At 71.6% G+C, this 12,874-nt stretch carries 12 protein-coding genes and 1 pseudogene; 4 read left to right on the plus strand and 9 right to left on the minus strand.

Annotation, left to right across the window (positions count from 1 at the left end; genetic code table 11):
* The 5 genes and pseudogenes from LZ198_RS39255 to rpmH all read right to left on the minus strand — a co-directional run.
* Positions 1–391: pseudogene (locus LZ198_RS39255) on the minus strand (hypothetical protein); the annotation flags it as partial.
* Positions 388–2,208 (minus strand): membrane protein insertase YidC, encoded by a 1,821-nt coding sequence (yidC, locus tag LZ198_RS39260; protein WP_253977293.1) that lies wholly within the window; start codon positions 2,206–2,208, stop codon positions 388–390. The pseudogene LZ198_RS39255 and the gene yidC, both read right to left, overlap by 4 nt.
* A gap of 49 nt (positions 2,209–2,257) precedes the next feature.
* A complete protein-coding gene (gene yidD / locus LZ198_RS39265; protein ID WP_253977294.1) occupies positions 2,258–2,476 on the minus strand; it encodes a membrane protein insertion efficiency factor YidD in 219 nt (72 codons plus the stop codon).
* Positions 2,473–2,895: a ribonuclease P protein component gene (gene rnpA / locus LZ198_RS39270; RefSeq protein ID WP_253977295.1), complete on the minus strand. Its 423-nt coding sequence runs from the start codon at positions 2,893–2,895 to the stop codon at positions 2,473–2,475. Before rnpA ends, yidD begins: the two co-directional genes overlap by 4 nt.
* A gap of 12 nt (positions 2,896–2,907) precedes the next feature.
* Positions 2,908–3,060, minus strand: coding sequence for a 50S ribosomal protein L34 (gene rpmH, locus LZ198_RS39275; RefSeq protein ID WP_015353655.1), 153 nt, complete (start codon positions 3,058–3,060; stop codon positions 2,908–2,910).
* Between the two features lie 374 nt (positions 3,061–3,434).
* Between rpmH and dnaA the strand changes: the two genes are divergently transcribed.
* A complete protein-coding gene (gene dnaA / locus LZ198_RS39280) occupies positions 3,435–4,787 on the plus strand; it encodes a chromosomal replication initiator protein DnaA (RefSeq protein ID WP_253977296.1) in 1,353 nt (450 codons plus the stop codon).
* Positions 4,788–4,875: 88 nt separating this feature from the next.
* On the plus strand, positions 4,876–6,804 hold the full coding sequence (locus LZ198_RS43560) for a HEAT repeat domain-containing protein (protein WP_323383348.1): 1,929 nt from the start codon (positions 4,876–4,878) through the stop codon (positions 6,802–6,804).
* A gap of 36 nt (positions 6,805–6,840) precedes the next feature.
* On the opposite strand, the gene LZ198_RS39295 is transcribed toward LZ198_RS43560, so the two are convergent.
* Positions 6,841–7,326: a DUF2267 domain-containing protein gene (locus LZ198_RS39295; protein WP_253977297.1), complete on the minus strand. Its 486-nt coding sequence runs from the start codon at positions 7,324–7,326 to the stop codon at positions 6,841–6,843.
* A gap of 128 nt (positions 7,327–7,454) precedes the next feature.
* The gene (locus LZ198_RS39300) at positions 7,455–8,261 is read right to left on the minus strand and encodes a B-box zinc finger protein (protein ID WP_253977298.1); all 807 of its coding nucleotides are present in this window, start codon (positions 8,259–8,261) and stop codon (positions 7,455–7,457) included.
* A 200-nt stretch (positions 8,262–8,461) separates the two neighbouring features.
* Here LZ198_RS39300 and LZ198_RS39305 point away from each other — a divergent pair, with 200 nt between their 5' ends.
* Positions 8,462–9,868 carry a M16 family metallopeptidase gene (locus tag LZ198_RS39305; protein ID WP_253977299.1) on the plus strand — a complete coding sequence of 469 codons (1,407 nt, stop codon included), beginning with the start codon at positions 8,462–8,464 and terminating at the stop codon, positions 9,866–9,868.
* Entirely contained in the window at positions 9,868–11,400 is a 1,533-nt protein-coding gene (locus LZ198_RS39310; protein WP_253977300.1) for a M16 family metallopeptidase, read from the plus strand. Before LZ198_RS39305 ends, LZ198_RS39310 begins: the two co-directional genes overlap by 1 nt.
* Positions 11,401–11,551: 151 nt before the next feature.
* Here the strand turns inward: LZ198_RS39310 and LZ198_RS39315 are convergent, their stop codons facing one another.
* Entirely contained in the window at positions 11,552–11,848 is a 297-nt protein-coding gene (locus LZ198_RS39315) for a hypothetical protein (RefSeq protein ID WP_253977301.1), read from the minus strand.
* Positions 11,849–11,953: 105 nt separating this feature from the next.
* Complete coding sequence (locus LZ198_RS39320; RefSeq protein ID WP_253977302.1) at positions 11,954–12,862, minus strand: LysR family transcriptional regulator; 909 nt, start codon at positions 12,860–12,862, stop codon at positions 11,954–11,956.
* Positions 12,863–12,874 lie beyond the last annotated feature (12 nt).

A 12,874-nucleotide genomic window follows, 5' to 3' on the forward strand; every position in this document is an offset into this window, starting at 1 on the left:
GGGGCTGGGCCTGCTGCTGCGGCTGCGCGGCGGGGGCCTGCGGCTGCGCGGCGGGGGCCTGCGGCTCGCGGCGGGGCCGGGGCTCCGGGTGCGCGCCCGCGCCCAGCATCACCCACCGCCGCTCCACGCCGGGGCGGTGGAGCATCTTGTTGAGCAGGAACTGGAGCGAGTCCAGCACCTGCCCCCGGCGGCCCTGCTCCACGCCGGGAGGCAGGCCCGCCTCGAACTGCAGCGCGACGGACAGGCTGCCGTCCGCCGCGTCCTGCAGATCCAGCCGGGCGGGGAAGCCCATCAGCCCGAGGATGTCCCCGAGGAGCTTCTCCACGCGCGGGCGGAAGTCCGCCGCCGCGCTCGCCGGGGCCCCCGGCTGGGTCTGCGGCTGCTCGCTCACTTGCGTTTTCCTCCCGCTCCGGCCGCCACGGGGGTCCCGCTCCCCGTCTGCGGCTTGTTGCGGTCCAGCCACTTCCTCAGCCCGTACTGCTGGGCGATGGAGAGGACGTTGTTGGTGAAGATGTAGAGCGACAGGCCGGCCGGGTACTGGAGCAGCGTCAGGGTGAAGATGCCGGGCACGAACCAGGTCATCACCTTCGCCTGCGTCGCGTCCATCATCTGCGGCTGCATCTTCTGGGTGATGATCATCGACACGCCCAGCGCCAGCGGCAGCAGGTACGTGGGGTCCTTGTAGGTCAGGTCCCGCCAGATGGGGCCGAAGAAGGGCTCACCGTACAGGTCGAAGCTGTTGCGCAGCGCCGTGAACAGGGCGATCCACACCGGCATCTGGACGAGCAGCGGGAGGCACCCGCCCAGCGGGTTCACCTTGGCCTCCTGGTACAGCTTCATGATCTCCAGGTTCTGCTGCTCGCGGTTGTCCGCGTGCTTCTTGCGGATCTCCTCCATGCGCGGCTGGAGCTTCTTCACCTCTTCCATGCTGACCATGGAGCGGTAGGTGAGCGGCAGCAGCACCAGCTTCACCACCACGGTGAGCAGGATGATGGCCACGCCCCAGTTGCCCGTCAGGCCGTGGAAGAACTTCATGATGGCCAGGAGGATCTTGCAGATGACCGCCCAGATGCCGAAGTCGACGGTCTTCTCCAGCTCCGGGTGGAACGAGCCCGCGGCGCCCAGGCCGGCCGTCTCGCGCAGCGCGGGGCCGGGCACCACGGACATCAGGTCCGGGTCCTTGGGGCCCAGGTAGCCGCCCAGCCGCAGCGTCACCGTCTCACCGGGGGCCACGCTGAGCGGGAAGGCCGCCGTCACCTGGCGCGCGGTGGGCGTCGCCTCGAGGATGCAGTGGCCGGCGCGCGGGCCCTCCAGCGGGTAGAGCGCGGAGAGGAAGTACTGCTGGTTGATGCCGAAGTAGTGGATCTGCCCCTTCGTGTCCTCGGGCTTGTCGTCGCCCGGGTTCATGTTGTGGAGCTTCTCGTCCACGAAGCACGCGGAGCGGCTCAGGTTGCCCACGCCGCCGAAGAAGGACGGCGCGTGCTCGAAGTTCGGGTCGATGGCGCGGCTGTAGTGCACCTGCAGCTCGCCGTTCTGCGCCTGGGCGGACGTGTTCTTCACCTGGATGGTGTAGACGAGCTCGAAGCCCTCCTTGGGCCACTGGAGCTTCTTCACCACCTCCCACGGGCCGCGGCGGCCGGTGAAGGTGAGGGCCTCCGCGTCGCCGCCGGTGTCCTCCGCCACCGCGTAGGGCACGTTGCCCGGCAGGGGGCTCGGGCCCTCGATGGTGACCGACAGCGGCAGCGGCAGCCCCGGCACCGGGCGCGCCAGGTTCATCTGCGGCGCGGGGGGAATCTCCTTGCCGAAGAGCTGCTGGAAGCCCTGGGCCAGCGTGAGCGAGTGCTGCTCGCGCATCTTCACGCCCTGCAGCTCCGCCGACGTCAGGCCCGCGCCCGTGGAGCTGAAGTGGTACACGGACTCCTTGCGGGTGAGCTGCACCTGGCGCTCGGGCGGCGCGGGCGCCTCCTCGGAGGGCGTGCCGGCGGAGGGCGGGGCCTCACTGGGCGGCGGCAGGGCGGCCTGGGCGGCGGTGCCCGCGTCGTTCGTGGCCTGGGCGGCCACGCCCGCGTCCGCGCCCGCCTCACCCGGAGGGGGAGGCTTGGGGGCGAAGAACAGCGAGTAGCCGGCGGTGAGGGCGAAGGACAGCAGCAGGGCGACCAGCAGCCGCTTCTGGGAGTCGTTCGACTGGGGCGAGAGCGGATCGTTCATAGAGTTCCCTCCCGCGCGGGGGAGGGTGCGGCAAGAGGTGGAAGCCCCGTCACGGCACCGGGTCGAAGCCACCCGGGTGGAAGGGCTGGCAGCGCATGAGCCGCCAGAGGGTGAGCCAGGAACCCTTGAAACCGCCGTGCTTTTCCAGCGCCTCCATGGCGTAGGTGGAGCACGAGGGATGAAAGCGGCACACCTTGGGGAGGAAAGGGCCGATGCACTTCCGGTAGAACCGGATGGGCAGCGAGATGACGAAGGCGAGCGGGCTCATCGCGGAGGCTCCTTCGGCTTCGACTCGGCGGCCGGCGGGAGCCGCTGCAGCTTGCGAGTGACACCGTCGAAGGCGCGCGCGACCACCGGGAAGGAAGCGTCCTTCGCGGACGAACGCGCCACCAACACCACGTCCAGGCCCTGGGGCCATTGCGTGCGGCGCTTCCGGAACAGCTCGCGCAACACGCGTCTGAGGCGCGCGCGGACCACCGCGTTTCCCACCTTGCTCGACACGGTGAGACCAACACGGGAGTACGTGCGGCCATTGCGCTTGTAGAGGGCCAGGAGACAGTCGGAGGGAATCTTCTGCCCGCCTTCCTGGACCTCGAGGAACTCACGCCTGCCGAGCAGGCGCAGGGCCTTGGGGAAGCGCTGGTCTGCCGGGTCCTGGGGACCCGGCGTCGCACCCTCGGCCTTCACACGCGCGCTCGCTTACTTCTTCGCGGCGGACACGACCAACCGCTTACGGCCCTTGGCGCGGCGGCGCTTGAGGACATCCCGGCCGGACTTGGTTCCGTTCCGCTTGCGGAACCCGTGGGTACGGTTGCGGCGCAGCTTCGACGGCTGGTACGTGCGCTTGGACACGGCTGAAACTCCTTGATGATGAGGCGGCGCCTCCTACGGCTTCGGCGCGACCAGAACTAGGGAAAGGGCGGGGTCCGTAACCCCATTTCCCGGACAAGTCAACGGAGGATCACCCTTCCGTGTTCGCGCCGCGAAGTCCAGCGCTTTGCATTCCGTACTGTCAGTCAATCCTCCCGGGCCGGCCACCAGCCGTTGGGGGGAGGCAAAGGTGCTCCCACAACCGTGCCCGGACGACGTCGCCGGGTGGATCAGCCGGAGCCCCGAAAGCCGCTGCTACCACGCGGGTTTGGGTCGTAACCTTGATCCACCCAAAACCCTCTGTTAGCACGGCCGGACGCTCGCTGATCCCCCGCTTTTGCACGGTTGAGACACACGTGAACGCCCTCGCCCACGCCGCATCCCCGCTTCCAAGTGCTGGAATTCTCTGGAGTCGGATGCTCGACGCCATCCGCCAGGAAGGCCGCCAGTACGCGCTCCAGTGGTTGGACCGCGTGCGCGCGTTGGAGATCCGCGAGGGGGCCCTGGTGCTGGGTGTTCCGGATCGCTTCTTCCGCGACTGGGTGGACGACCACTACCGTGGATTGCTGGAGGGACACCTCGCCCGGTTGGGTGACGGGCTGGCCTCCGTGACGTACGAGGTCGTCGAGGGGCTCGTCCCGGACCCCCAGTTCCCTCCCACACCCACGGTGAAGGCCAGCGTGGGGCGTCCGGCCCGGCTCAACGCCCGGTTCACCTTCAGCACCTTCGTGGTGGCGGACAGCAACCAGCTCCCCGCGGCGGCGGCCCAGGCGGTGGCCGACAAGCCGGGGCGTCACTACAACCCGCTCTACATCTACGGCGGCACGGGCCTGGGCAAGACGCACCTGCTCCAGGCGGTGGGCAACCACATCTGGGAGAAGGACCCCAGCCAGCGCGTCGTCTACCTGTCCAGCGAGCAGTTCACCAACGAGTACGTGGAGAGCGTGCGCGAGCACCGCATGACGGACTTCCGTCGCAAGTTCCGCGAGGAATGCGACGTGCTCCTCATCGACGACATCCAGTTCCTGGGCAAGCGCGAGGAGACGCAGAAGGAGTTCTTCTACACCTTCAACACGCTCTACGAGATGAACAAGGCCATCGTGCTCACCAGCGACACGGTGCCGGCGGAGATTCCAGGCCTGGAGGACCGGCTGCGCAGCCGCTTCACCATGGGCCTGATGACGGACATCCGCGAGCCCACGTACGAGACGCGGGTGGCCATCCTCCAGAAGAAGGCGCTGTCGGAGAACCTGGACCTGCCGGACGGGGTGGCGCACTTCATCGCCAAGCACATCCAGAAGAACGTCCGTGAGCTGGAGGGCGCCCTGGTGAAGCTGTCGGCGGTGCACAGCCTGACGCGCCAGCCGGTGACGGAGGAGTTCGCCGCGGAGGTGCTGCGCGACATCCTCCCCGCCCAGCACGTGGTGGACGTGGAGGCCATCCAGCGCGAGGTGGCCCGCTTCTACAAGGTGACGGTGGAGTCGCTGAAGGAGGACCGCCGCCACAAGGCCCTGGCCCACGCGCGCCAGGTGGCCATGTACCTGAGCCGCAAGCTCACCAAGAGCTCCTTCCCTGAAATCGCCTCGCGCTTCAGCAAGGACCACTCCACCGTCATCTCCGCGGTGCGCAAGGTGGAGGGCCTGCGCGACTCCGACCCCACCGTGAAGCGGGAGCTGGCGGAGCTGGAGCTGCGGCTCGGCGGCCACTGAGGGTTTTCCGACAGTTCTTGTCCTGTAGGACCTGGCGCGTGGGTACTCCACGACCAGGAATGGGGGGCGCGCCCGTATCCCCGGTGCCGTGAGCCCTCGCCACCCGAGCCTGCCGCTGCTCCTCGCCGTGGTGGCGGCCGCGAGCTTGTGGGTGCTGGTGGGGCGGAGCCCGGGGCACCCTCCGCCTCCCCGCCGCGAGCCCGGGGTCTCCCGGACTCCGAACCCGTGGCCACCGCCGCCGCTCCCGGAGGAGGTCGAGCCGGGGGTGCGGGGTCGCGAGCGGGTGCTGACGCCGGGACGCCGGCACCACTACACGTTCGACCTGGACACCCGGACCGCCGAGCAGCTCTCCGGCGCCGAGGCGGGGCGGCGCTGGCGTCACGTGGGGTGGGGTGGAGAGCTGGCGCTGACGTACCTGGGCGCCGAGGGCGGGCAGCACCTCTTCGAGGGGCGCATCCTCCCCACCCGCGTCACGCTCGCCTCGCACGCGCTCGACGACCCGGCGCTGCTGCGCGGCTTCCAGGTCATGTTCACGCGCGCCTTCTACGTGGCGCAGGACGCGTGGGGCCGGGTGCTGGCGGTGCACTTCGACGCCGCGCAGGACGCCCGGGCGCGGCGGCTGACGCGCGCGCTGCTGGCCGCCACCCAGTTCGTCGCGGAGCCGGACGGGCAGTGGAGCACGGAGGAGACGGACACCACCGGGGACTACGAGTCGGAGTACCGGGTGGGCGGCAGCGTCAACAGCTACGTGAAGACGAAGCGGCGCTACCTGCGCCTGGAGACGCCGCCGTGGATGCCCGCCGGCCCCTGGAGCCCCGGCATCGACCTCCCCCGGCTGCGGGGGCACCTGGACTTCACCCTGTACCGGGACGGGCTGGTGCGCGACGTGACGGGCTCGGACGTGGTGGAGACGGGCGGCGCCGGCCTGCCCCACGTGCGCGCGGAGACGCGGGTGGCCCTCACCAGCCTCGACGTGGAGCAGCGCCCTCCCGGTGGCCTGGGGGAGTTCCACGCCTCGCTCCCCGGGCTGAGGACCGAGGACCTGTCCTCACCGGACGAGGACCCGTCCCCGCGCGAGCCCGCCGAGCAGCGGGACCGGCGGCTCGTGGGCGACGCGAACGCCCCCTCGCTGCTGGCGGCGCTGGCCTCGAGCCGGGGCGTGGAGGAGCGGGTGCGGATCCGCGAGCGGCTGGCCGCCCTGCTGCGGCTCCACCCCGCGCAGACCCGGGCCGTGGCGAGGCAGGTGTCGCGCCCCCGGGGCGCTCCCGAGGACTCGCTCGCGGTGCTGGAGGCGCTGGGGAGCGCGGGGACGCCGGAGGCCCAGGCGGCGCTGACCCGGCTGGTGGGCGAGGCCCGCGCGCGAGCTGCCCCACGCGGGTGGGCGGTGACGGTGGCGGGCACGGTGGATCAACCCTCGCCGGAGTTGATCCGCGCGCTCACGCGGATCCACCCGGACCTGCCCCCCGAGTCGGGCCGGGAGCTGACGCTCGCGCTCGGGGCGACGGTGAGGAGGCTGGCGCGGCGCGCGCCCGGACGGAGCCAGGCGCTGCTCGACACGCTCCTGTCGTACTGCGCGCGCCACCCCCGGGAGGTCCGGACGTGCCTGCGCGCGGTGGAGCTCGGAGGCTCTCCCCACGCCCTGCCCTTCGCGCGCGCGGCGCTCTCCCACTCTGACGAGGAGGTACGAGAGGGCGCCGTGGAGGCGCTGCGGGCCATGCGGGTCGCGGAGGCGGCCACGTTGCTCAACCGCGCGCTGCACGACGACGTCGCCCCGGGCGTGCGCATGGCCACCGCCCGGGCCATGGCCTCGCGCGCGGCGAGGCCCCACCTGGGCGCGGTCACCGCGGCCCTGCGCACGGAGCCCGACGCGCGCGTGCGCGCCGCGCTGGTGCGGATGCTCGGGCCGCTGGTGGGCCTGGAGGACGCCGCGCGGTCCACGCTGCGCGACGTGGCCTCCAACGACGAGGCCGAGGACGTGCGCCGGCTGGCCGCCGCCTTCCTCGACACCGACGGCTAGACGCCGTGCCCGTGCCTCCCGGGGGTGCGCGCAGCTTCAGGCCGACGGTACCCAGAGCGAGCGCAGGTCGCCGGGGAGCTGGCCCATGACGTCGTCGGCCTCGCCCTCCGAGATGTGCTCGCGCACGGTGAGGAACACCGCGCGGGTGAGGCGCTCCGCCTCGTTGGGCGTGGTGTCCAGGTCGTCCGCCACCATCTGGATGAACTCCAGCATCTTGAACTTGTGCGGCGGCAGCCCCTCGTGGCGCGGGCACCGTCGCAGCAAGTCCCTCACCTTGCGCGGCAGCTGCGCCTCCAGGTGCTCCACCTCCGTGCCGATGAGGCGCTGCTCCAGGGTGCAGAGCACCGACTCCGCGGCGCGCTCGGCCAGCCCCCGGTCGATGCCCGCGCGGCCCTGCAGGTCCCTCAGGAAGAACGTGTACGTCCGAGCCGACCGGGACTCGCTGCGCTTCGCCCGCAGCTCGTCGGACCCGGTGCCCGCACGCTCCTGCGCCTGCTCCTGCCCCTCGCGTTCGTTCGCCATGTCTCGTGGCCCTCCTTCCACGTCGCTGCCACTCTCCTCTTCAGGCTGGACACCCCGAGAGGGGACGGCACCCGGCGCCCCCCGCGCGCCGGGGCGGCGAGCCAGGAGCCGGGCCACGCCTCAGCCCGTCACCCGTCGATGGGGCGGATGACGGCCTCGAGGAGCGCGGCGATGCGCGGCAGGAACAGGAAGAGCCACGCGGCCAGCGCCAGCACCCCCAGCACGATGCCGCCCAGCGCATGCTCCTTGCGCCCGATGGGAGGCCGCGCGTTCGGGTCCACCCGGCGCAGGCCCACCACGCCCAGCACGATGGCCAGCGGCGCGAGGAGCGGCAGGAAGAACGCGCCGATGCCCAAGGTCAGGGCATGGCGGGCCACGGGGTTGTTGACGCGCAGCTCCCACAGCCGCTTCAGCTCGGTCCGGGGCACCTGCACGCGGAAGAACAGCCGCGTGCGCGTGTCGAGGTGGACTTGCAGGGCGACGACGAAGAGGAGGAAGCCCGCCACCACCGCGCCCGCGCCCACGCGCAGCATGCCGAAGGCGCCCAGGACGACGGGGGTGACGACCAGCGCGGGGCGCGCCCAGCCCACGCCCAGGAAGAAGGCCACGCCCACGCCGGTGGCCATGGCCAGCAGCGCGGCCAGCGACCAGTCCTGGTAGACGAGCGCCGCGAAGGTGGCGAGCAACATCACCGCCGTCCCGAAGGCCACCGCCCACGCGTTCGCGTCGCGCCGGCCCCAGACGCGCAGCTTGAACTCCTCCAGGTAGTTCACGTCCGGCCGGGAGGCGCAGGCGGCGCAATACACCTGGTCCTGTACCCGGTGGGCACATTCCAGACAGGTGAAATTGCCACAGCGTTGACAGGTGGCGTTCGCCTCGCGCTCGGGATGGATGGCGCAGACGGGAGCCCCGCCCACGAAGACCTGGGAAGCCATGGGCGCAGTGTCGCACGGAGGACCCCTCCTCGCGCGACGGTGTCGTGGGCGGGTCAGCCATCACCGGGGCCGGACGGTTGGTGACACTTGTCGGCCCCCGGCCATTCCGTTCGTCATTCCCTGCCCACGTGCTGGGGCACGCGTGCTATTCGCCGGGGATGCGCCCCTGGCACGGAAGCCCCGGAGGAACCTTGTCCCGCATGAAGGCCCTCGTCGCCGCAGCCCTCGTCACCTTCGGGCTCCCCGCGCTCGCCGAATCCGCTCAGGAGGCGAAGCCGCTGGAGCCCGGGCGCGAGGCGCTCGCCATCCCCTACGAGAAGTACACGCTGCCCAACGGTCTGGAGGTCATCCTCTCCGTCGACCGCAAGCTGCCCATCGTCGCCGTCAACGTCTGGTACCACGTGGGCGCGTACAACGAGCAGCCGGGCCGCACCGGCTTCGCGCACCTGTTCGAGCACATGATGTTCCAGGGCTCGCGCAACGTGGCGGACGACGTGCACATCTCCATGCTGGAGCAGCTGGGCGCCACCGACCTCAACGGCACCACCAGCTTCGACCGCACCAACTACTTCGAGACGGTGCCCACCAACCACCTGGAGACGGCGCTCTGGCTGGAGAGCGACCGGATGGGCTTCCTGCTGGACGCGCTCACGCCGGAGAAGCTGGCCACGCAGAAGGAGGTCGTGAAGAACGAGCGCCGCCAGTCCATCGAGACGGCGCCGTACGGCCAGGCCCGCGAGAAGGCGTGGCACGCGCTGTTCCCGCTGCCGCACCCGTACCACGGCGACGTCATCGGCTCGATGGCGGACCTGGACGCGGCCACGGTGGACGACGTGAAGAACTTCTTCCGCGAGTGGTACGCGCCCTCCAACGCCACGCTCGCGGTGGTGGGTGACTTCGACGTGGCGAAGACGAAGGCGCTCATCGAGAAGTACTTCGGTTCGCTGCCCAGCCACCCCAAGCCGGCGAAGCCGCAGGTGGCGCCGGTGAAGGTGGAGAAGCCCGTCGTCATCCGTCACGAGGAGCGCGTGGCCACGCTGCCCATGCTCACGCTCCAATGGCTGACGCCCGCGTACTTCGAGGACGGCGACGCCACGGCGGACGTGCTGGCCACGGCGCTGGGCACCGGCAAGGCCAGCCGCCTGTACCGCAAGCTGGTGCTGGAGAAGCAGACGGCGCAGAGCGTGAACGTGTACCAGCAGAGCCAGGGCGCGCAGTCCGTCTTCTCCATCGAGGTCGTGGCCCGGCCCGGCGTGTCCACGGACGCGCTGCTCAAGGACGTGGACGCGGCGCTGGACGAGGTGCGCAAGAACGGCGTGACCCCCGAGGAGATCCAACGCGCCCGCACCCGCTACGACACGCGCACGCTGGCGGGGCTGCAGTCCATCGGCGGCTTCGGCGGCAAGGCGGACGTGCTGCAGAACTACAACCACTTCGTGGGCGAGCCCAGCTACGTGGCGCAGGACCTGGCGCGCTACGAGACGGTGACGCCGGAAGCCGTGAAGCAGTTCACCCGCGACACGCTGCGCCCCGACGCGCGCGTCATCCTCCACGCCGTGCCGCCCGCCCGGAAGCAGGCCCCCACCGAGAAGAAGGAGCGCCGCTGATGCGCCGCCTCGTCACCGCCCTCGCCACCCTGTCGCTGGCCGCGTGCGCCAGCCACCCCAAGCCCGCGCCGGCCGAGCCGGAGGCGCCCCCCACGCAGGGCCCGGCCACGCCGACGCCGCCCGCGGACCCGGAGGCCTTCCGCGCCACGCCGCCCCAGCCGGGCAAGCCCCCGGAGCTGGTGCTGCCCACCTTCCAGAAGGCGACGCTGGACAACGGCCTCACCGTGCTGGTGAGCACGCGCAAGGAATTGCCGCTGGTGTTCGCGGGCGTGGCCTTCGCCTCCGGCAGCGCGCAGGACCCGGTGGGCAAGCCGGGCCTGGCGGACCTGACGTACCGCATGCTGCTGGAGGGCGCGGGCACGCACGACACGGTGGCGCTGGACAACGCCTTCGCGGACCTGGGCGTGTCCCCCGCGCTGGAGGTCTCCGCGGACGGCGCACAGGTGGGCGCGCGGGTGCTGACGCGCAACGCGGACGCGGCGCTGGCGCTGCTCTCGGACGTGGCGCTGCGGCCCACGTTCCAGCCCAAGGCCTTCGAGCGGCGCAAGAAGCAGCAGCTGGCGGACCTGGTGCGCCGGCTGGGCTCCCCGAGCACGCTGGGGCAGATCGTCTTCCTCTCGTCGGTGTTCGGGGAGACGCACCCGTACGGGCACTCGTCGCCGGGCATGCCGGACGCGGTGCAGGCCTTCACGCTGGAGGACGTGCAGGGCTTCTACAAGAAGCACGTGGGCCCGGCCGCCGCGGCCATCATCCTCACGGGGGACATCACGCTCGACGAGGGCGTGGAGCTGGCGAAGAAGCACTTCGGCGCGTGGAAGGCGCCGGTGGCGGTGCCGCCCGTCCCGCCCGCGCCGCCCACGCCCGCGCGCGAGCTGGTGCGCGTGGTGCCCAAGCCCGGCCTGGACCAGACGGTGATGATGCTGGGGCGGCCGGCCATCGCGGCGGGCAACCCGGACGAGTACTCGCTGGAGCTGGCGACGACGGTGTTCGGTGGCTTCTTCGGCAGCCGGCTCAACATGAACCTGCGCGAGGACAAGGGCTACAGCTACGGCGCGGGCGCGGGCGTGGACCCTCGGCTGGGCGTGGGCCCGCTGTCCGCGGTGACGTCCGTGCGCGCGGACGTCACGGGCCCGGCGCTCACGGAGATGATGAAGGAGCTGTCCGGGTTGAAGTCGAAGCCCATCACGGAGAAGGAGCTGGCGGCGGCGCGTGAGGGCCTCATCCGCGCGTTCCCCGGCGCCTTCGAGTCCGTGGAGGGCCTGGGCTCCAGCGCGGCGCGGCTGTACTTCAAGCGCCGCCCCATGGACGAGTTCAACCGCACCGTGGAGGGGCTGCGCACCGCCACCGCGGAGGAGGTCCAGCGCTCGGCGGAGCAGTACCTGGACCCGGCGAGGATGCAGGTCATCCTCGTGGGGGATCCGCTGCTCATCCAGGAGCAGGTGAGCCCGCTGGAGCTGGGGAAGCTGACGCCGGTGGAGCCGGACACCACGGCCCCGGGCGCGCCGCAGCCCCCGTCCGCGGGAGCGCCGTAGCATCCGCGGGCCCGCGCGGGCACCCCTGTCCCGTCGGGCCGTGGAGGTGACGGACACCTCGCTCGGGGTGTCCGCTCACGCGTGATGCGCGACGGTCCAGCCGTCCGCCGCGCTCAGCGCCTGGCTCCCCGCGAGGAGGTCGGGAGGCGGCTCAGTCCTCTTCCTCGACCTGCCGCTCCAGGGAGCGCTCGCGGCCCTGGCGCTCGCGCTCCAGCTCGTCCGCCTCGTCGATGGGGCTGCGGATGTCGGGGATGTCGCCGCCCGCGGGGCCGTCGCTGTCGAGCGAGAACTTCTGCTCACGGGTGCTGCGGATGGAGTCGGCGGAGTAGAGGGGCAGGGTGTCATCCGCCTCGAGTCCCCGCTCCACGCGGTCCTTGGCGAAGGTCGGCTTGTGGCCGGGGTTCTTCCCACCCTTCGAGGGGCCGTTCCTGCGGTTGTCGTTGTCCATGTCGCGCTCCGGGTCGAGACGTCCGGAGTTCAATGTCGGAGCGACGACGGCGCGCACCAAGGCCACCACCAGTGACGCGGGCCCCTGGTCGCTCGTCAGGAGTGCTCAGTCGCGCTCCCAGGGTGGCGTGCCCCGGAAGTGCTCCGCGAGGAAGTCGATCATCAACCGGACCTTGGCGGTGAGGTGCCGGCGGCTCGGGTAGACGGCGAGGATGTCGATGTCGGGCAGGGCGTGGTCCGGCAGCACGTGCACGAGGCGACCGGCGCGCAGGTCCCCACCGACGAGGAAGGCGGGCTGCCAGATGAGTCCGCGGCCGGCGAGCGCGGCGGCGCGCACGGTGTCCCCGTTGTTGCATTGCATGATGCTGCGCATGTGGACGACGCGCGTCTGGCCCGCGGCGTCGGTCAGCGGCCACGCCTCCGCCATGGAGGACGGGCTGTAGGCGATGCAGACGTGGTCCGCCAGGTCGTCCGGGTGTCGGGGCACGCCCCGGCGGGCGAGATAGTCGGGCGAGGCACAGACCAGGTTGCGGGACACGGAGAGCCGGCGCGCGATGTTCCCACCCGCCCCCGAGCGGGAGATGCGGATGGCCAGGTCATAGCCCTCCTCGACCAGGTCCACGACGCGGTCGGAGAGGGACACCTCCAGCTCGACGTCCGGGTGGCGCTCGAGGAAGCGCGGCCAGAGGGGCGCGAGGTGGAGGACGCCGAAGCTCACGGGCGCGTTGAGGCGCAGCCGTCCTCGGGCCTGGAGCGTGCTGGCGGAGGCGAGGGCCTCGGCCTCGGCCACCTCGTCGAGGATGGCGCGGGCGCGCTCGTAGAGGGCCTTGCCGCTGTCGGTCAGCGAGACACGGCGCGAGGTGCGGTGGAGCAGGCGGGTGCCCAGGTGCCGCTCCAGCTCGTGCACGTAGCGGGTGACGTTGGCGGCCGAGGTGTCGAGCGCCTCGGCGGCGCGGGTGAAGCTGCCCTTCTGGGCGACGGAGGCGAAGACCTCGAAGGCGCGGAGACGGTCCATGGGTGGGCTCCA

The sequence above is a fragment of the Myxococcus dinghuensis genome (assembly GCF_024198235.1).
Taxonomy (GTDB): domain Bacteria; phylum Myxococcota; class Myxococcia; order Myxococcales; family Myxococcaceae; genus Myxococcus; species Myxococcus dinghuensis.